At 58.3% G+C, this 18,472-nt stretch carries 16 protein-coding genes and 1 tRNA gene; 4 read left to right on the top strand and 13 right to left on the bottom strand.

From position 1 onward, the window contains the following. Window positions 1–11: 11 nt before the first annotated feature. From nuoF to ribD, 13 genes are all read right to left on the bottom strand, one after another. The gene (gene nuoF / locus ACTPOI_RS08240; RefSeq protein ID WP_440108103.1) at window positions 12–1,370 is read right to left on the bottom strand and encodes an NADH-quinone oxidoreductase subunit NuoF; all 1,359 of its coding nucleotides are present in this window, start codon (window positions 1,368–1,370) and stop codon (window positions 12–14) included. Beyond that, window positions 1,370–1,885, bottom strand: coding sequence for an NADH-quinone oxidoreductase subunit NuoE (gene nuoE, locus ACTPOI_RS08235; protein WP_440108102.1), 516 nt, complete (start codon window positions 1,883–1,885; stop codon window positions 1,370–1,372). Before nuoE ends, nuoF begins: the two co-directional genes overlap by 1 nt. Continuing rightward, window positions 1,882–3,135, bottom strand: coding sequence for an NADH-quinone oxidoreductase subunit D (locus tag ACTPOI_RS08230; protein ID WP_440108101.1), 1,254 nt, complete (start codon window positions 3,133–3,135; stop codon window positions 1,882–1,884). The genes nuoE and ACTPOI_RS08230 overlap by 4 nt, the downstream gene beginning before the upstream one ends. Window positions 3,136–3,162: 27 nt before the next feature. Continuing rightward, complete coding sequence (locus ACTPOI_RS08225; RefSeq protein ID WP_440108100.1) at window positions 3,163–3,771, bottom strand: NADH-quinone oxidoreductase subunit C; 609 nt, start codon at window positions 3,769–3,771, stop codon at window positions 3,163–3,165. 10 nt (window positions 3,772–3,781) lie between these two features. Then, window positions 3,782–4,261 carry a NuoB/complex I 20 kDa subunit family protein gene (locus ACTPOI_RS08220; protein ID WP_007849129.1) on the bottom strand — a complete coding sequence of 160 codons (480 nt, stop codon included), beginning with the start codon at window positions 4,259–4,261 and terminating at the stop codon, window positions 3,782–3,784. Window positions 4,262–4,285: 24 nt separating this feature from the next. Continuing rightward, on the bottom strand, window positions 4,286–4,645 hold the full coding sequence (locus ACTPOI_RS08215) for an NADH-quinone oxidoreductase subunit A (RefSeq protein WP_069105203.1): 360 nt from the start codon (window positions 4,643–4,645) through the stop codon (window positions 4,286–4,288). A gap of 73 nt (window positions 4,646–4,718) precedes the next feature. Then, window positions 4,719–4,803 (bottom strand) — tRNA-Leu (locus tag ACTPOI_RS08210). 113 nt (window positions 4,804–4,916) lie between these two features. Continuing rightward, window positions 4,917–5,285 carry a preprotein translocase subunit SecG gene (secG, locus tag ACTPOI_RS08205; protein WP_440108099.1) on the bottom strand — a complete coding sequence of 123 codons (369 nt, stop codon included), beginning with the start codon at window positions 5,283–5,285 and terminating at the stop codon, window positions 4,917–4,919. A gap of 41 nt (window positions 5,286–5,326) precedes the next feature. Then, a complete protein-coding gene (tpiA, locus tag ACTPOI_RS08200; protein ID WP_440108098.1) occupies window positions 5,327–6,076 on the bottom strand; it encodes a triose-phosphate isomerase in 750 nt (249 codons plus the stop codon). Window positions 6,077–6,092: 16 nt separating this feature from the next. Beyond that, window positions 6,093–7,079, bottom strand: coding sequence for an NAD(P)H-quinone oxidoreductase (locus ACTPOI_RS08195; RefSeq protein ID WP_440108097.1), 987 nt, complete (start codon window positions 7,077–7,079; stop codon window positions 6,093–6,095). A gap of 107 nt (window positions 7,080–7,186) precedes the next feature. Continuing rightward, the gene (gene pnp / locus ACTPOI_RS08190; protein WP_440108096.1) at window positions 7,187–9,427 is read right to left on the bottom strand and encodes a polyribonucleotide nucleotidyltransferase; all 2,241 of its coding nucleotides are present in this window, start codon (window positions 9,425–9,427) and stop codon (window positions 7,187–7,189) included. A 207-nt stretch (window positions 9,428–9,634) separates the two neighbouring features. Continuing rightward, window positions 9,635–9,901, bottom strand: a complete 267-nt coding sequence (gene rpsO / locus ACTPOI_RS08185; RefSeq protein WP_005793232.1) for a 30S ribosomal protein S15 — start codon at window positions 9,899–9,901, stop codon at window positions 9,635–9,637. 637 nt (window positions 9,902–10,538) lie between these two features. Next, window positions 10,539–11,654, bottom strand: coding sequence for a bifunctional diaminohydroxyphosphoribosylaminopyrimidine deaminase/5-amino-6-(5-phosphoribosylamino)uracil reductase RibD (ribD, locus tag ACTPOI_RS08180; RefSeq protein WP_440108095.1), 1,116 nt, complete (start codon window positions 11,652–11,654; stop codon window positions 10,539–10,541). Between the two features lie 94 nt (window positions 11,655–11,748). Here ribD and pilV point away from each other — a divergent pair, with 94 nt between their 5' ends. The 4 genes from pilV to ACTPOI_RS08160 are packed head-to-tail and all read left to right on the top strand — an operon-like array spanning window position 11,749 to window position 18,472. Next, complete coding sequence (gene pilV / locus ACTPOI_RS08175; protein WP_440108094.1) at window positions 11,749–12,405, top strand: type IV pilus modification protein PilV; 657 nt, start codon at window positions 11,749–11,751, stop codon at window positions 12,403–12,405. Between the two features lie 2 nt (window positions 12,406–12,407). Beyond that, complete coding sequence (locus ACTPOI_RS08170) at window positions 12,408–13,424, top strand: PilW family protein (protein ID WP_440108294.1); 1,017 nt, start codon at window positions 12,408–12,410, stop codon at window positions 13,422–13,424. Between the two features lies 1 nt (window position 13,425). After that, on the top strand, window positions 13,426–14,058 hold the full coding sequence (locus tag ACTPOI_RS08165; protein WP_440108093.1) for a pilus assembly PilX family protein: 633 nt from the start codon (window positions 13,426–13,428) through the stop codon (window positions 14,056–14,058). Between the two features lie 7 nt (window positions 14,059–14,065). Then, entirely contained in the window at window positions 14,066–18,472 is a 4,407-nt protein-coding gene (locus tag ACTPOI_RS08160) for a pilus assembly protein (protein ID WP_440108092.1), read from the top strand.

Below are 18,472 nucleotides of genomic sequence, written 5' to 3'. Positions count from 1 at the left end.
TTTTCCCGCGATCAGACGGAGGCCGCAGTGCGCGACGCCCCGTTCTGGATCATTGCCTCGAACTCGGGGCGGAAGTGCTTGATCATTGCGCGGACCGGCATGGCTGCGGCATCGCCCAGTGCGCAAATCGTGCGCCCCTGGATGTTGTCAGCCACCGAATTGAGCAGGTCCAGATCGGTATCGCGTCCGTGACCGTGCTGAATACGGTCAATCACTCGCCACATCCAGCCTGTGCCCTCACGGCAGGGCGTGCACTGGCCACAGGATTCATGCATGTAGAAGTAGGAGAGTCTGAGCAGGCTCTCCACCATGCAACGCGAGTCATCCATCACGATCACCGCGCCGGAACCGAGCATGGAGCCGGCCTTGGCAATGGAGTCATAGTCCATCGTGCAATCCATGATGATGGAGGCCGGCAGCACGGGCGAAGACGATCCACCGGGGATCACGGCCTTGAGCTGACGCCCCTTGCGCACGCCGCCGGCCAGTTCCAGCAGCTTGGAGAACGGGGTGCCCAGTGGAACCTCGTAGTTGCCTGGCTTCTCGACGTCACCGGACACCGAGAAAATCTTGGTACCGCCATTGTTTGGCTTGCCGCAGGCAAGGTAAGCGGCGCCGCCGTTGCGGATGATCCACGGTACCGCAGCAAACGTTTCGGTGTTGTTGATCGTGGTCGGCTTGCCGTAAAGCCCGAAGCTGGCCGGAAATGGCGGCTTGAAGCGGGGCTGCCCCTTTTTACCTTCGAGCGACTCCAGCAAAGCCGTTTCTTCGCCGCAGATGTATGCACCAAAACCATGTGCGGCGTGCAGCTGAAAGCTGAAGTTGCTGCCGAGGATCTTGTCGCCCAGATAACCGGCGGCGCGAGCTTCTTCCAGAGCCTCTTCAAACCGGTCGTACGTCTGGAAGATTTCGCCGTGGATGTAGTTATATCCCACCGAGATACCCATCGCGTAGGCCGCGATGATCATCCCTTCAATCACGATATGCGGATTGAACTGCAGTATGTCGCGGTCCTTGCAGGTGCCCGGCTCGCCTTCATCGGAATTGCAGACCAGGTACTTTTGCCCAGGGAAAGAGCGGGGCATGAAGCTCCACTTGAGACCAGTCGGAAAACCCGCGCCGCCGCGACCACGGAGTCCAGACTCCTTGACCGTCGCGATCACCTGATCCTGCGTCAGACCTTCGGTGCCGTCCTGGCCAAGAATGCGGCGAAGCGCCTGATAGCCATCGCGGGCCTCATAGTCTTTGAGGCTCCAGTTGGTTCCATCAAGGCCCGCATAGATCTGCGGCTCAATGTGGCGGTCGTGGAAACAGGTCTGTACGCCTGTCGCCTGGAACTGCGAAAGAATCTGTGCTGCGGTGGTGGTCATCACTCGCCCTTTGCCTGGGTCGCCGAGACAGCCTCTTGGCTGCCGCGGAGCCCGTCAATGAGTTGGTCCAGCTTGTCGTTGTCCATGAAACTGCACATTGCGCGATCGTTCACGAGCATGACGGGCGCATCAGCGCAAGCGCCCAGACACTCCGACTGCTGCAAGGTGAACAGGCCGTCGGCTGTGGTTTCACCAGCCGAAATGCCCAGCTTGTGTTCAAGGTGGTGCAGCGCCTTTTGACCGTCACGCAGCTGGCACGGCAGGTTGGTGCACACGTTCAGCTTGAACGCGCCCACCGGCCGCTGGTTGTACATGTTGTAGAACGTCGTGACTTCGCGCACGGCGATCTGCGGCATGCCCAGATACTCGGCGATGACAGCTTCGCTCTCGGTGCTGACGGAGCCTTGTTCCTGCTGGACGATCGCCAGGCAAGCCATGACCGCCGATTGTTTTTGGTCGGCGGGGTACTTGGCGACCTCACGGGCAAAGCGTGCGCGCGTGGCTTCGGTAATCATCGGTCAATCTCTCCGAACACGATATCCATGGTGCCAATGATGGCCACCGCGTCCGCGATCATGTGACCGCGTGCCATCTCATCGAGCGTGGCCAGATGGGCGAAACCGGGCGCGCGGATCTTCAGGCGGTACGGCTTGTTGGCGCCATCGCTCACGATGTAGATACCAAACTCACCCTTGGGATGCTCGACGGCCGCATATGCCTCGCCTTCGGGCACACGGAAACCTTCGGTGAAGAGCTTGAAATGGTGGATCAACTCCTCCATGTTTGCCTTCATCGATTCGCGGGCTGGCGGGGCAATCTTGTGGTTGTCGGTGATCACCGGGCCGGGGTTCGCGCGCAGCCAGTCCACGCATTGCTTGATGATGCGGTTGGATTCGCGCATTTCCTGCACGCGCACCAGGTAGCGGTCGTAGCAGTCGCCGGTCTTGCCCACGGGCACGTCAAAGTCAACGCGGTCGTATACATCGTAGGGCTGGGTCTTGCGCAGATCCCATGCGATGCCTGAGCCACGGAGCATCGGGCCAGTCATACCAAGGTTCAGTGCGCGCTCAGGCGGCACCACGCCAATGCCAACCGTGCGCTGCTTCCAGATCCGGTTGTCCGTGAGCAGCGTTTCGTATTCGTCCACGCACGCGGGGAAGCGGCGTGTGAAGTCGTCGATGAAATCCAGCAGCGAACCCTGGCGGTTCTGGTTCATCGCCTCCAGTGCCTTGGCGTTCTTGATCTTGCTGACCTTGTACTGCGGCATGCTGTCCGGCAGGTCGCGATACACACCACCCGGACGGAAATAGGCGGCGTGCATGCGCGCGCCCGAGACTGCTTCGTACATGTCGAACAGGTCTTCACGCTCGCGGAAGGTGTAGATCAGGATGGTGGAGCTACCGCAATCGTTGCCGTGCGAACCCAGCCACATGAGGTGGTTCAGCAACCGCGTGATTTCCGAGAACATCACGCGGATGTACTGCGCACGCACGGGCACTTCCAGCCCCAGCAGCTTTTCGATGGCCAGGCAGTACGCATGCTCGTTACACATCATGGACACGTAGTCCAGACGGTCCATGTACGGTAGCGACTGGATGTACGTCTTGTGCTCCGCCAGCTTTTCGGTCGCACGGTGGAGAAGACCGATATGCGGGTCTGCACGCTGCACCACTTCGCCGTCGAGCTCCAGCACAAGGCGCAGCACACCGTGCGCGGCCGGATGCTGCGGCCCGAAGTTCAGGGAATAGTTCTTGATTTCAGCCATGATGGATCACTTGAGGCGCGGGGCGACTCAGTGCAGGCCTCCATATTTTTCTTCGCGGATGATGCGCGGAGTGATTTCACGCGGCTCGATGGATACCGGCTCGTACACCACGCGCTTTTGTTCGGCGTCATAGCGCATCTCGACGTGTCCCGACAACGGGAAGTCCTTGCGGAACGGGTGCCCGATAAAACCGTAGTCGGTCAGGATGCGGCGCAGGTCGTTGTGGCCATCAAAAACGATGCCAAACAGGTCGAAAGCCTCGCGCTCGTACCAGTTGGCTGAGTTCCACAGCTCTGCCACCGAAGGCACCATGGGGAAATCATCATCCGCGCAGAACACCTTCACGCGCACGCGCTGGTTGAGGCTCACCGACAGGAGATGGGAAACCACGCAGTAGCGCGCGCCCTCGTTGGGCACATCGCCGTACGAAGAGTAATCGACGCCACACAGGTCGACGAGTTGCTCGAAGCGGCAACCCTCAGCATCGCGCAAAAGCTGCATGGCTTCCACGTAATCGGACGCCGCGACCACAACCGTCACCTCATCGAGGGCCACATTGATTTCGCGAAACCGGGAGCCAAGCGCAGCGGTAATGTTGTCCTTGAGCTTTTCAGGACGAATGGCAAATGCAGACATCATCAACCCTTCAGACACGCGCAATGGTGTTGGTACGCCGGATCTTCTGCTGCAACTGGATGATCCCGTAGATCAGAGCTTCTGCAGTGGGTGGGCAACCGGGCACGTAGACATCCACAGGGACGATACGGTCACAGCCGCGAACCACGGAATAGCTGTAGTGGTAATAGCCGCCACCGTTGGCACAGGAGCCCATTGAGAGAACCCAGCGGGGTTCGGACATCTGGTCGTACACCTTGCGCAAGGCCGGTGCCATCTTGTTGCAAAGCGTGCCCGCAACGATCATCAGGTCAGACTGCCGGGGACTGGCGCGGAACACCTCTGCGCCAAAGCGGCCGATGTCATAACGAGCGGCAGCCGCATGCATCATTTCGACCGCGCAGCACGCCAGGCCGAAAGTCATTGGCCAAAGCGAGCCAGTCTTGGCCCAGTTCACCACCGAGTCGTAACTCGTGGTGATGAAGCCTTCCTTCATCACGCCTTCAATCATTGCATCATCCTTGTTGCAGCCTGCTCATTCCCAATCGAGCGCGCCCTTTTTCCATTCGTAGGCAAAACCCACGACCAGAATGGCCAAGAAAATGACCACCGCCACAAAACCGGTCATGCCGACTTCATGGAGAGCGATAGCCCAGGGGAACAGAAAGGCGATTTCGAGATCGAAAAGAATGAAGAGGATGGCCACCAGGTAGTAGCGCACATCAAACTTCATGCGGGCGTCTTCGAAGGCCTCGAAGCCGCATTCGTAAGGGGAATTTTTGGCGTCATCAGGCCGGTTGGGGCCAAGGATGTAACCCAAAGCCAGGGGCACTACGCCAACGGCGATGCCAACCAAGATGAACAAAAGGACGGGGAGGTACTGATCGAGGTTCATCTTGAGGATGTGCTCACCGCTGTGGCCTTACCCGTCAGACCCCTCGTGCGGGGCGTGCAGGCAGGCCTTTGTTTGGTGCCGTCGGCGAGACTCGAACTCGCACAGCTTTCGCCACTACCCCCTCAAGATAGCGTGTCTACCAATTTCACCACGACGGCTGATTTTTGTATCTGGATGGCATGAGGACCTTGCGGTTTTGGCTTTCCAGACAATCCGGAATTCTACTCCGGAAAAACCCTGCTCCGGTTCGGAGCAGGCAATTTTGTAAAGTTTATTTGGTGGGGATCTGGGCGGCACCAGATGCAGGTGCAGCAGGCGCAATGGCGGCATCAGAAGCTGGAGCGCCAGCTGCCGGAGCCACTGCTGCAGGCGTCTCGAGCACGCTACCCGCGCCAGCCGGGCGCGCATTGCCAAAGTAAGCCAGGGCCAGCGTTGCCACGAAGAAGACCGCCGCCAGCACAGCCGTTGTACGCGAGAGGAAGTTCGCGCTGCCGCTGGCACCGAACAGGCTGCCCGAGCTGCCGCTGCCGAAAGCCGCACCCATGTCAGCACCCTTGCCATGCTGGATGAGGATAAGACCAATCATCCCGAGGGCCGTCAACATCTGGACAGCCAACACCACATTCACGATCACGTTCATTCTCTGTTCACTCCTGATTGAATAATTTGTGCACCGCGGCTTCAGCGCGCTGCGTGGATGATCTGCAAAAAGTCTGGCGCCTTCAGCGACGCACCGCCGACCAGCCCGCCATCAATGTCCGGCTGGGCCAGCAGTTGGGCTGCATTGGCCGCGTTCATGCTGCCACCGTACAGAAGGCGGATGCGGTCTGCGTGCTCGCTCGCGGCTGCAAGCTGCTTACGCAGCACGGCGTGAACGGCCTGCGCTTGCTCGGGTGACGCCGTGCGCCCGGTACCAATCGCCCACACTGGCTCGTAAGCCACCAAGATTTCGCTGATGCAATGCCCGTTGAGGTGAATGACTGCGGCCAGCTGACGCTTGACGACAGCCTCGGTCTCGCCGGCCTCACGCTCTTGCAGCGTTTCGCCCACGCAGACGATGGGCGTGATACCGGCCGCCAGTGCACGCTGCGCCTTCTGGGCCACATCGGCGTCGGACTCGTAGTGATACTGGCGGCGCTCGGAATGGCCGACCAGCACATAGCGGGCACCGAACTCCTTGAGCATCGACGCCGAGACCTCGCCGGTGTAGGCACCGGATTCATGGGCCGATAAGTCCTGCGCCGCAACGCCGATGACCGAACCGGACACCTGCGCCTGAACCTGTGCCAGATAAGGAGCAGGCACCGCCACTGCGACATCGCACTGCGCATCAGCAAGGCCGGCAGCAATGGCCGTCAACAAGGCCTGGTTGGCAGCCAGGCCGCCATTCATCTTCCAGTTGCCTGCTATGAGTTTTTTCTTGGACTGCATGGTTGGCTCCGTGGGGTTACCACGTCAAAACGATCTTGCCAGTATGTTGGCCGGATTCCATCAGCGTGTGGGCCTGGGCCGCGTCCGCAGCTGCAAACGTGCTGTGAATCACCGGCTTGACCACGCCCGATTCGAGCAGGGGCCAGACATGCTCGCGCAGGGCGCGTGCGATGGCGCCTTTGAACGCGACCGGACGCGGCCGCAGCGTTGAACCCGTGATGGTCAGCCGCCGACGGAGCACCAAGCCTGCGTTGAACCCGCTCTGGATGCCCCCCTGAACCGCGATGATCACGATGCGCCCGTCTTCCGCGAGGCACTCGACCTCACGGGCCACGTAGTCTCCGCCGACCATATCGAGCACGACATCCACACCCTTGCCGGCGGTGATGCGCTGCACTTCGGCCACGAAGTCTTGCGACTTGTAATTGATGGCGTGGTGAGCGCCCATCGACAGGCACGCCGCGCACTTGGCGTCGCTGCCGGCAGTGGCGATCACCGTCGCACCAAAAGCGCGCGCCAGCTGGATGGCCGTCACACCGATGCCACTGGTGCCGCCCTGAATCAGCAGGCTTTCCCCGGGCTGCAGGCGTCCGCGGTCGAACACGTTGCTCCACACCGTGAAAAACGTCTCCGGCAGCGAGGCCGCCTCCACTTCACTCAGCCCTTCAGGCACTGGCAGACACTGTTCAACCGGGGCTACGCACCACTGCGCATAGCCGCCGCCCGCCACCAGTGCACAGACACGGTCGCCAATGCGGAACCCCGCCTCGGCCATCGCAGCTGCATCGCCCGCCTCAATGACCCCAGCGACCTCCAGACCCGGCAAGTCAGACGTGCCCGGCGGCGGGGCATAGTGTCCCAGCCGCTGCAGCACATCCGGGCGGTTGATGCCACTGGCGCTGACGCGGATAAGTAGCTCGCCCGCGCCCGCCTGCGGCACTGGCCGCTCGCCAAGACGAAGGACGTCGGGCGCTCCAAACGAAGTGATTTCTACCGCGTGCATGTGGCCATTCATGGGTTTTTTGAATGATATTACCGCCTGGTGCTTATGCTATAAGCACCGGCAGCTATCAAATCAATAGCAGATGTTGACGAGCGCCCTGCCCTCGATCAACCAGCCAGCTGGTCGGACGAACCGCCGACTGGCATGCCCTGTTGCTGCTGCTGCTGCTCAGCAGGCTGACGGTCACGACCGTGGTCGCGGCGTGGTTCGCGGTCGCCGCGCTCGGCAGGGGCCGGACGATCACTACCGCCTGCTGGACGGTCTGCCAGAACCTTCATCGACAGCTTGACACGGCCCTTTTCGTCGGTTTCCATGACCTTGACCTTCACGATCTGGCCTTCAGTCAGGTAGTCAGACACCTTCTCGACGCGTTCGTGTGCGATCTGGCTGATGTGCAGCAGGCCGTCCTTGCCGGGCAGCAGATTGATCAGTGCACCGAAGTCCAGGATCTTGGTCACGGGGCCTTCGTAGATCTTGCCGATTTCGACTTCGGCCGTGATCTGCTCGATGCGGCGCTTGGCCTCATCGGCCTTGGCGTTGTCGGTGGCCGCGATGGTGATGGTGCCGTCTTCTTCGATATTGATCTGGCAACCGGTTTCCTCGGTCAGCGCACGGATGACCGAACCGCCCTTGCCGATCACGTCGCGGATCTTCTCGGGGTTGATCTTCATCGTGTACAGCTTGGGCGCGAAGTTGGAGACCTCAGTCTTGGCTTCGCCCATGGCTTCCTGCATCTTGCCAAGGATGTGGATGCGGGCTTCCTTTGCCTGGGCCAGTGCCACCTGCATGATTTCCTTGGTGATGCCCTGGATCTTGATGTCCATCTGCAGCGCAGTGATGCCTGCGGTGGTACCGGCCACCTTGAAGTCCATGTCACCCAGGTGATCTTCGTCACCCAGAATGTCGGTCAGCACAGCAAAGCGGTTGGCATCCTTGATGAGGCCCATCGCGATACCTGCGACGTGCGCCTTCATGGGCACGCCAGCGTCCATCAGCGACAGGCAGCCGCCGCAGACCGAAGCCATCGACGACGAACCGTTGGACTCGGTGATCTCCGAGACCACACGCATGGTGTAGGGAAACTCTTCCTTCGTCGGCAGCACGGCAACCAGGGCGCGCTTGGCCAGACGGCCGTGGCCGATTTCGCGACGCTTGGTCGAACCCATGCGACCCACTTCGCCCGTGGCAAAGGGAGGCATGTTGTAGTGCATCATGAAGCGGTCTTCGTATTCGCCAGCCAGTGCATCGATGCGCTGCGCATCGCGCTCGGTGCCGAGCGTGGTCACCACCAGCGCCTGGGTTTCGCCGCGCGTGAAGAGCGACGAACCGTGGGCACGTGGCAGCACGCTGCCGCGGATCTCAATGGGGCGCACGGTACGGGTGTCGCGTCCGTCGATACGCGGCTCGCCGGCCAGAATCTGGCTGCGCACGATGCCCGCTTCGATGTCGAACAACATGCCTTCGACCTTGACTGCGTCAAACTCGACGCCTTCAGCTTTCAGGGCCGACATGACCGCGGCATACGACTCGCGGCACGCCTGTGTACGGGCCTGCTTGTTGCGGATCTGGTAGGCAGCACGCAGCTTTTCGTCAGCAAGGGCCCCCACCTTGGCAATCAGGGCCTCGTCCTTGGCAGGAGCTTCCCATTGCCACACTGGCTTGCCAGCATCACGCACCAATTCATGGATCGCGTTGATGGCCACGTTGCCCTGCTGGTGACCGAACACCACAGCGCCCAGCATGATCTCTTCAGACAGCTGCTGCGCCTCGGACTCCACCATCAGCACAGCGGCTTCGGTACCGGCCACCACCAGGTCCATCTGCGAATTCTTGCGAGCCGTCTGACCGGGGTTCAGAACGTATTCACCATTGATGTAACCCACGCGGGCTGCACCGATCGGACCGTTGAACGGGATACCAGAGATGGCCAACGCGGCGCTGGTGGCGATCAGGGCGGCGATGTCGGCGTCCACCTCAGGATTGAGCGAAACCGTGTGGATGACCACATGGACTTCGTTAAAGAAACCTTCTGGGAACAGCGGACGGATCGGGCGGTCGATCAGGCGGCTGGTCAGGGTTTCGTGCTCGCTGGGCTTGGCTTCGCGCTTGAAGAAGCTGCCGGGGATCTTGCCTGCGGCGTATGTCTTCTCGATGTAGTCGACCGTCAGCGGGAAGAAGTCTTGCCCTGGCTTGGCACCCTTGGATGCCACCACCGTGGCCAGCACAACGGTGTCATCAATATTGACGAGCACGGCCCCGGAAGCCTGGCGTGCAATCTCTCCCGTTTCCATGAAGACGGTCTTGTCGCCCCACTGGAATGTCTTGGTAACTTTATTGAAAATGCTCATGTTCAGCTCCTTTTTTGATAGCTGGCAGTCTTGTGCCAGCCTGAACTGGAAACGAATTCAGAACACGATGCCATTCCAGTGAAACCATCTGCACCCCCCGGGCGATGACGTCACTGGAATGACACAGCTTCGCTCTGTTTTCCGTCTCCGAAGTAAAAAACGCCTGAGCTAGCGGACTAACCCAGGCGTTTTCGCGTGCGATACAGCTTACTTGCGCAGACCCAGCTTCGCGATCAGGGCGGTGTAGCGGTCAGCGTCCTTGGCCTTCAGGTAATCCAGCAGCTTGCGGCGACGGCTGACCATGCGCAGCAGACCGCGACGACCGTGGTGGTCCTTGGCGTGCGTCTTGAAGTGGGGGGTCAGTTCGTTGATGCGAGCGGTCAGCAGGGCCACTTGCACTTCTGGGCTACCAGTGTCGTTAGCGGCACGGGCATTGGCCTTGACAACTTCGGCCTTGATGGAGGATGCGATCATTTTTTTCCTTTGAGAGGCCGAGCAGCGAAAACTGCAGGCCATGATTTACTTGCGCAAGCGGCTGGAAAGGCTGCGTGCGTGCGTCTTGCACTGTGCAAAACCTTTCCATTGTACCGCATCCATGTTGCTAACCCAGCGGCTGCGCTGAGGTGAACGTATCCGAGCCGCCCATACCGCCACGCCCCACCGAGCAACCGTTATGGATAAACCCCACCCCATGGCGCGGAGCCCAATCAATCGGCCCAGCCACAGCCCCTTTTTTACGCCACTCCAATCGGACAACGTAAACTTCGCGCACCTAGAAAGGGGCATACATGCAGCAGGGAAACAGACACAACACTACTGCTATCGGATTGATTGCCAAAGCAGTGTTGCTAGCCTGCACCGCTCTTGCCGCGATGGCGTTGGCGCCTGATGCTGCAGCCAAGCCCAACGATAACAATGAGACAGCTGCAAGGTCTGCACAGCCTCTCAAGAAACCTCCGCAGCCCAAAGTGAAGGTATACAAAAGCTCTTCAGAGGAGACTGAAGCAGAACGGAGTCGCCGGTTATACCGAGAATGCAAGGGTATGAACAATGCAGGCGCTTGCAAAGGTTTCACGCGCAAATAGAGACCAATAGGATCTCGCAGTCGCGGTCAAAAATCATCGCTTCCAGCAATACGCGCCACGATCCGCAAGTCTGGCCCCAAGCAGTCGACTGATCTGAACTGCAGCGACTCGCCTTGGGCAAGACTGTCCATAACCCCGAGGTCGGCCATACCGTAGCCATTTCCGAGCAACGTTGGCGCGAGGTACACCAGCAACTCGTCCGCAAGCCCACGTTGAATGAAGCCCCCATTCACGCCGCGCCCCGCCTCCACATGGAGTTCGTTAACGCCCCGCCGAGCCAGGTCCGACAGCACCGCCTGAAGATCCAGCCCCGACTCAGCGCCTGGAGACGGAATGACAGTAGCGCCGCGCTCCTCCAACTCCCGCCTTCTGTCACCGCCATCGGCAACCGACGTGTAGATGTAGTGCTCCCTGCCGGTTGTGAACAGCTTTGAACTTGGCGGGGTTCGCAGCCTACTATCGAGGACCACCGCATGAGGCTGCCGGCTTGCGCCAGGGTGACGAACAGTCAAGCGTGGATCATCAGCGAGCACCGTCCCGGTACCAGAAAGGATGGCACATGCACGCGCCCTCCAGACATGCCCATCGGACCGGGCCGCCTCCGATGTGATCCATTGGCTCTTGCCATTGTTCAGCGCTGAGACGCCATTGAGCGACGCTGCGATCTTCAGCCGCACCCAAGGGCGCTGACGCACCATGCGGGAGAAGAACCCGATGTTCAGTTCGCGCGCCTCTTCTGCGCGCGGGCCAATCAACACCTCGACACCTGCCGCCCGCAGCCTTGCAAAGCCCTGCCCAGCAACAAGCGGGTTGGGGTCGCTCACCGCAGCAACGACCCTGCCTATCCCGGCCCGAATCAACGCGTCGCAGCAGGGGCCGGTTCTGCCAAAGTGTGCACACGGCTCCAACGTGACGTATGCAGTTGCGCCCTCGGCAGACACCCCACGCGACTCCACCTCGCGCAAGGCCATCACCTCTGCGTGCGCTTGCCCAGCTGATTGCGTGCTGCCAGAGCCAAGTACCTGCCCGTCGGCCGAAACGATGACACAACCCACCCTTGGGTTGGGCGAGGAAATATTCATCGCCGCTTGCGCACGAGCCAAGGCCTCATCCATCCACCGGAGATCGTTTGGCAATTCCATCCCGGCAATGTTACCGCTCCAGCACAGTCAAACGGCAGCCTTGATCCGCCAAACGGCACAACGACCAAAAGCCAACCTTCATAAAATCAAGACCATGACAGCTCACCCCCACACAGCCAAAACCTTCACGCGAAGCAAGAGCCGCGATGGCCTTCGGGGCTTCTCGCTTGTCGAAGTGCTTGTATCGATTGTTGTCCTCTCGTTCGGTCTGCTGGGAATGGTGGGACTGCAAGCGTTTGCACTCCAGTCCAATCGGGAGGCCAGGCAACAAGGCCAGGCAGCAGTGCTCGCGAGGGAGCTTGCCGAAATGATGCGAGGCAACAAGGTGGTCAGCACTGACCCTGATGCCGCAGACAACCCCTACTTGGGCGCGTTCGCCGTAGGTGCACTGACAATGGGCACGAATGCTGCCTACTGCTCCGGCGCCGGAACTTCGACACCATGCACGACACCGCTGGCGGTGGCCAGGGCCGAGATGACAGACTGGCTCAATCGTGTAGACACAGAACTTCCTGGAGCGAGGGTAAGCATATGTTTTGACGCTGCCCCTTACGACAGTGCGGGGATGCCGCAATGGACCTGTAATGCAACCGGGGCAAATGAAATTGTGGTGATCAAAATCGGCTGGACCCGAAGCTCAACAGATCGAACAAAAACTACAGCCGACGCGTTCGAACGAGCGTCCGACGTTAATAGTGTCCCGAATATCATTTTCCCTGTCACCGGCGGGAACGCCACAAGCGGAACTTGATCATGAAAGCTCCCATGACCGGAAGAGTGCACCTGCCTATCCACCAACAGGGCTTCACGTTGGTGGAATTGCTCGTCGCCATGACGCTCGGCCTGCTGATAACGCTGGCGGCATCTACCGCTTTATACGTATCGCGCCAAGGATTCTTTTCCGTAGATGCAGCGTCGCAACTGCGTGACAACGCACGCTACGCACAAGACATCATTCAGCGCCTCGGCGTCCAGGCAGGTTTCAAAAATGTGTTCTACATGAAGGGAGGGGCGGGAGCCGCCAGCGGGCTTGATCCCAATCCGCCCCCGCATGTTTTCGGGATCAATAACCGAAAACGGGCCTCGACGTCGGCTTGGGACGCGGGGACAACCTGGGGCTCAACTGACGCAGGCGTAAATAGCGATATTCTGGTTCTGCGCGCTCAAGTCAGTACAGCTGCCGAAACGTCAGCAGCGTCGGATGGCACCATGATCGATTGCTTGGGAGTGCCTCCCGCCGCGATCCCCACAAGCCGTGACGACAGGTTTATCAGCATTCTTCATGTCCAGGCCTCATCTGATGGCGAGCCTGCGCTAATGTGTAGCAGAGGGACGGCAGCGCCGTTTGACGTCCAGCCTCTGGTGCAAGGCGTTGAAACATTTCAAGTGCTCTATGGGGTGGATAACGTCGTCCCTGGAACCGCTCCGTCGGGAACGACTGACTCCATTCCAGAGCGATATCTGCGTGCCGACCAGTTGACCGTATCAGGAAATGATGTCGCTACGTATGCAAACTGGAGGCGCGTTCGCAGTATACGAATCGGAATGGTGCTGCGATCAAAGCCAGGTTCCGCGGTAGATCCACAAACGCAGGTTTTTTACCCGCTAGGAACAAGCAAGAATTCCGCCACAGGCGTCATTGGCTCGGCATTTGCGAATGCGACGAATGATCCTGGAACCGAGTTCACGGCGCCAGCAGACGGAAGGGTTCGCCAAGCCCTGACCTTCACGGTGCACCTGCGTAATTTCCAAGATCTCGAGACAAACTGACATGACGCATGCACCCGAGACGCTACTGATGACACGCCAGCACGTCCGCATACAACCGCAGACGGGAGCATCACTGATTGTAGTGATGCTGATCCTTGTAGTCGTTTCAATACTTGGCGTTAGCGGTATCCAGATTGCCATGATGGGTGAACGCGGAACTAGAAACGACCGTGACCAACAAGTGGCATGGCAGGCGGCAGAAGCTGCACTGATCGATGCGGAATTCGATATCGAAGGATTGCCGGCTGCCTCAACGACAAAGCGCAACGCCATTTTCAAATCTGAAGATACCGATATCGCGAAATTCGAAACGGATTGCGGAGCCAGCGGACAGAGCAGAGGTTTATGCGCGCTTAACGCGACTGGAAAACCTGCGTGGTTGACCGTGAACTTCACTACCACCGGTAACAGTGCCCCCACCGTGCAGTTCGGCACCTTCACCGGTCGAGCATTTCCGTCTGGAACGAATGGCGTCCAACCCTCCAGGCCTCCCCGTTATGTCATTGAGCCAATTCCAGACCCACTGGTGTCGAGAACGAAACCACAGCCAAGGTATGTGTATCGCGTTACAGCGATGGGTTTTGGCCCCAATCCGGAAAGTCAGGCAGTGGTCCAAATGATTTACCGCAATTGAGAAAATTATGATCCAAGCAAAATTTGGCACTCACTCTCGACTGCGTCGGCTGGGCGCGGCAATCGTAGCAACCTTACCTGCGACGCCGGTTGGTTGGTTTGGCTGGACTGCTTTGCCGCTCGCTATCGTTGCTTCGTTTGTTGCTTTCAGCCAGTCGACTCCGCCGGCGTTCCCGGCGGTGAATCTCGCGAACCAGCCTTTATACGCTGCTACTACAGTAGACAAACCCACTCTTGCACTTGCCTTGTCGGTGGAATTCCCGACGGTAGGTGCGCAATACTTGGATGGCACATACAGTAGCGCAAATGAATACCTTGGGTATTACGACGCCGAGTCTTGCTATAACTATAACAATGCGCCAACCGAAACCGCGACCAGCCCCCTCACCACGGCTGATTACAAGCGGTTTGATCGCTCAGGGCCTGCGACTAACCGAACTTGCGCGAACGCCTTCAGTGGCAATTTTCTCAACTGGGCATCGAGCTCTGCCATTGACATGCTTCGCCTTGCCCTGTCGGGTGGCGATCGCTACATCGACACGCCGGATTTGACCATTCTTCAGCGGGCCGTGATTCCCAATGGCGATCCCATCTGCATGTGGAACTCAGGGAACTTCCCGGCCAAGCGGCTTTTGGCGAGCGGCGGGGGTGCAGGTGCTTACTGGGGAGCTGTCCCGACGGCCATGATTACACAGGCCAACGGCAATGATATCTGGGTCGCAAATACACTCAACCGTATTTACTTCAAGGCAGGAACAGCCGCTGACGGCGGCTGTGGCAACACCGGAACATACACACTTGGTGGGCCCGTTTCAGGAAATCAAATTGAATCTCCAATCCGCACTGCTACTGCATTACCATTAACCGGAATGACCCTGTGTATTGCCGGAGAGACTGGCACATGCAGCTTTTCTGGAATCAAGGAAGTTTGGTACGGAGCTGGTACTAGCTGGCGTGTCGCTGCTGCAAACAATGGTGTGAATTGCACAAGCGGATGCAACGCTGTATTTGGCGACCCAGCGCCAGGGTTGCCCAAAACCGTCTACTTTCGAAACTACACCGGCACGTGGACACCGCCAACCACTGGCACTTTGAACTCGGATGGCTTTTTCTACTCCCGTGTTCAAGTGTGCAATGTGAACGGCAGTGGTGTACTCCAGGATTCGCGCGATTATGGGCTGTGCAAGCAATACCCCAACGGCAAGTACAAGCCCGTCGGCGTTATTCAGAAATATAGCGATCAAATGCGTCTTGCTGCGTTTGGCTATTTGATGGATCAAACCGCGAGCTACAACGCCGGCCGTTACGGAGGAGTCCTTAGGGCTCCAATGAAATATGTCGGAACAAAAACTTTCGACATCAATGGCAACGACAATACACCGAGCGGCGGCAATGCCGCCGCCGAGTGGAGCGCGACGACAGGTGTTTTCACCTCAAATCCTGACGGTGATACAACCCAGAATCCTCCTATCAGTGGCGTCATCAACTACCTCAACAAGTTTGGCAGAACGGGTCCGGTTCCGGGCCGGTATAAGCGTTTTGACCCGGTAGGTGAACTTCACTATGAAACGTTGCGCTACTTGCAAGGCTTACCGCCGAGTGCAGATGCCATCAGTAATATGACAGCGGCCATGCAAGACGGTTTTCCGGTCTATACGACCTGGGATGATCCCTACGGCAATGGCAGGACAAATGCGTCGGACTACTCATGCGTGAAAAGCAATATCGTTGTGGTTGGCGATGTGAATACCCATGACGGAAATCGACTTCCTACCCCAAGCGCTGCCAACAATATTCCAGACATTGCCGGATGGCGAGGAATAGCTGACAGATTTGAAAGAAACTCGGGAGGCACATATGTAGATGGTCAAGGGGTTACACGGACGATTACAAATCCAAATCCCGCGAATACGAGCATGCCGACTGGTTCTCAGACCAGCCAGATCATTGGCTCAGCATACTGGTCTCATATCAAGGATATCCGTGGCTCGGATTGGACCGATGCAGCCAAAAGAAGGCCAGGCCTGCGGGTCAAAACAATCATTTTCGACGTAAACGAAAATGGCGGGGCTACCTCCTACGCCACGCGGAGTACACGCAACCAGTTCTTTATGGCTGCCAAATATGGAGGCTTTGAAACCGATCCAGCAAACCAGGGGGGGCGGCCCTATAACACGTACGGAAATCCGTTCAAACGCCAAGATGGAACGGATGATAATGCCGTATGGCGTAAAGCTGCTGCTCCAGGTGATGCATCCTCGTATTATTTACAGAGTAACGCTCGGGGCGTTTTGAGCGCCTTTGATGAAATTTTTAGCCGTGCAGCTTCGGCAGCTCGAAGTATTGCGGGCAGCGCAGCCTCGGGCGACACTGTCTCGTCAGGCACTGCGCGATACACTGCGCGTTTTGACACGAGCAACTGGAGTGGTGATGTCGTCGCCGAGCCTATCAGCGTAAACACCACCACGAATGCGCTGGTGGTAGGCGCCCCCATTTGGAGTGCAGCGAATCGCTTGGATACCAGGACATCCCCTGCCACTACACGAAATATCGTAGTTGGCAAGGAAAGCGGGACGGCTAACCCCCCAGCTATGGACTTCACGTGGGGGGCTATTGACACCACGCTTCAAACGCATCTTGGAAAATTGACGCCTGCATCGGCGGTGGACACACTGGGCGAAGACCGTCTCAATTACATACGGGGAAGCCGTATTAAGGAGGGCAACCCCTTCCGTGTACGTAGTTCATTGATGGGGGATGTGGTCAATTCCACCGTTGCCTACTCAGGGCCACCGAGCCTGGATTTTTCTGGCGCAGGATATGTGGCTTTCCGGACTGCGAATGCCAACCGCACACCAGCAGTGTTCGCTGGAGCTAACGATGGCATGTTGCACGCTTTCAATGCGACCAACGGGGATGAGTTGTTTGGATATATCCCCAGTTGGCTGGGGCCGAAGCTGTCAGCATTGCCTGATCCAGGGTTCGCCACGAGCCATCAAAACTATGTGGATGCACCGATTGCCGTTGGAGAAGCCCAGGTCGCATCGGCTGGTCTAGCGACCGACTGGAAAACAGTCTTGGTCTCTGGCACGGGCGGTGGCGGTTCGGGAGTGTTTGCTCTCGATGTGACGGATCCGACGGCCTTCAGCGCATCCAAGGTGATGTGGGAGTTCAAGCGGACAGACGATCCAGATATCGGGCAAGTCATCGGGCAGCCTCGCATCATGAAGTTCAAGATCAGCGGTACCGCCAGCACTCCAACATACCGTTGGTTTGCAGTGGTAGCTAGCGGTGTGAACAATTACGTACCCGATGCCGGAAACCGCTTTAGTACCAATGGCAAGCCTGCGATCTTTTTGCTCGCTCTCGATAAGGCACAGGGTACGGCTTGGGCAGAAGGTACGAACTATTACAAAATTCCCGTACCTGTAAACACCACGCTTGCTGCCACTCTGGCTCCAGGGGTAGTGAACTTCAACGCTTTGTACGGTAGCGCCGGTGAAGTGACTGATATCTATTTTGGCGACATGCACGGCAATTTTTGGAAATTGAGCTTTGCACCAGCGAATGTGGCGTTGTCTCCAAGTGACTGGACGATGGACAAACTGTCTTTCTTCAACAAGGGTACTGCTGCGGCGCCGATTCCTTACCCAATGTTTATTGCTAAAAATGCAGCGGGCACGAGCGTGCAGCCCATTACAGCCGCCCCCACAATATTTACCGGGCCCGTGGTAGGAGGGGTAGAAACTTTCTATGTGTCGTTTGGCACCGGAAAGTATTTGGAGGCCTCCGACAACACGTCTACACTGACCAACAGCTTCTATACCATCTATGACAACGGCTCATCGGCGGCAGACTCATCACCAGCTGGTGATGCAGCCATCAGCGGGCGCGGCAGACTTATGGCGGGTTCCGTTAACACCACTACAAAGGCCATTACGGTATCGGCATTCACCTGGGGGCGGCCGGCCTCGGATGCCACGACGACCTCAAGAGCAGGCTGGTATTTCGACCTGCCCAGCACCGGAGAGAAGGCAGTCAGTCGTATTCTCGACCTTAGTCCGAGAAACGGCACCTTCAACACGGTAATTCCTGGAGCTGCTGGGAGCACGGCAGGGTCCTGCTCGAACGCCCCGGGCACTGGAAATCGATATGCCATCAATATACAAACCGGTGCAAGTACATTCGTCACATCGACTTTGGGAATTCCTGGCCCCTCTATCTTCTTCGTCAACTCGGCAGAAATCACTGAAACGAAAAGTGACAGCACGGGCCGACGCATAAGGACTATCGTCAAGCGCGAGATAGCGGATGGGACCGAGGGGTCGGCGCCGGGCAGCACGGTGACCGTGAACGAAACGGTTGGCCGACTCGTTTGGCGGCAGATCTATAATTATCAAGATATGAAAAATTAG

This window comes from Acidovorax sp. BL-A-41-H1 (assembly GCF_051942715.1).
The sequence above is the reverse complement of the archived record's forward strand: the minus strand, read 5'-3'. Positions and strand labels throughout refer to the sequence as shown.

What these genes read in the sequence shown, in the direction of transcription:
- ACTPOI_RS08170 (WP_440108294.1), top strand. Translation starts at nt 12,408, where the DNA reads ATGAAAGCTCCCATGACCGGAAGAGTGCACCTGCCTATCCACCAACAG.
- ACTPOI_RS08160 (WP_440108092.1), top strand. Translation starts at nt 14,066, where the DNA reads ATGATCCAAGCAAAATTTGGCACTCACTCTCGACTGCGTCGGCTGGGC.
- pilV (WP_440108094.1), top strand. Translation starts at nt 11,749, where the DNA reads ATGACAGCTCACCCCCACACAGCCAAAACCTTCACGCGAAGCAAGAGC.
- nuoE (WP_440108102.1), bottom strand. Translation starts at nt 1,885, where the DNA reads ATGATTACCGAAGCCACGCGCGCACGCTTTGCCCGTGAGGTCGCCAAG.
- tpiA (WP_440108098.1), bottom strand. Translation starts at nt 6,076, where the DNA reads ATGCAGTCCAAGAAAAAACTCATAGCAGGCAACTGGAAGATGAATGGC.
- ACTPOI_RS08215 (WP_069105203.1), bottom strand. Translation starts at nt 4,645, where the DNA reads ATGAACCTCGATCAGTACCTCCCCGTCCTTTTGTTCATCTTGGTTGGC.
- ribD (WP_440108095.1), bottom strand. Translation starts at nt 11,654, where the DNA reads ATGGAATTGCCAAACGATCTCCGGTGGATGGATGAGGCCTTGGCTCGT.
- nuoF (WP_440108103.1), bottom strand. Translation starts at nt 1,370, where the DNA reads ATGACCACCACCGCAGCACAGATTCTTTCGCAGTTCCAGGCGACAGGC.
- ACTPOI_RS08165 (WP_440108093.1), top strand. Translation starts at nt 13,426, where the DNA reads ATGACGCATGCACCCGAGACGCTACTGATGACACGCCAGCACGTCCGC.
- pnp (WP_440108096.1), bottom strand. Translation starts at nt 9,427, where the DNA reads ATGAGCATTTTCAATAAAGTTACCAAGACATTCCAGTGGGGCGACAAG.
- secG (WP_440108099.1), bottom strand. Translation starts at nt 5,285, where the DNA reads ATGAACGTGATCGTGAATGTGGTGTTGGCTGTCCAGATGTTGACGGCC.
- ACTPOI_RS08195 (WP_440108097.1), bottom strand. Translation starts at nt 7,079, where the DNA reads ATGCACGCGGTAGAAATCACTTCGTTTGGAGCGCCCGACGTCCTTCGT.
- ACTPOI_RS08230 (WP_440108101.1), bottom strand. Translation starts at nt 3,135, where the DNA reads ATGGCTGAAATCAAGAACTATTCCCTGAACTTCGGGCCGCAGCATCCG.
- ACTPOI_RS08225 (WP_440108100.1), bottom strand. Translation starts at nt 3,771, where the DNA reads ATGTCTGCATTTGCCATTCGTCCTGAAAAGCTCAAGGACAACATTACC.
- ACTPOI_RS08220 (WP_007849129.1), bottom strand. Translation starts at nt 4,261, where the DNA reads ATGATTGAAGGCGTGATGAAGGAAGGCTTCATCACCACGAGTTACGAC.
- rpsO (WP_005793232.1), bottom strand. Translation starts at nt 9,901, where the DNA reads ATGATCGCATCCTCCATCAAGGCCGAAGTTGTCAAGGCCAATGCCCGT.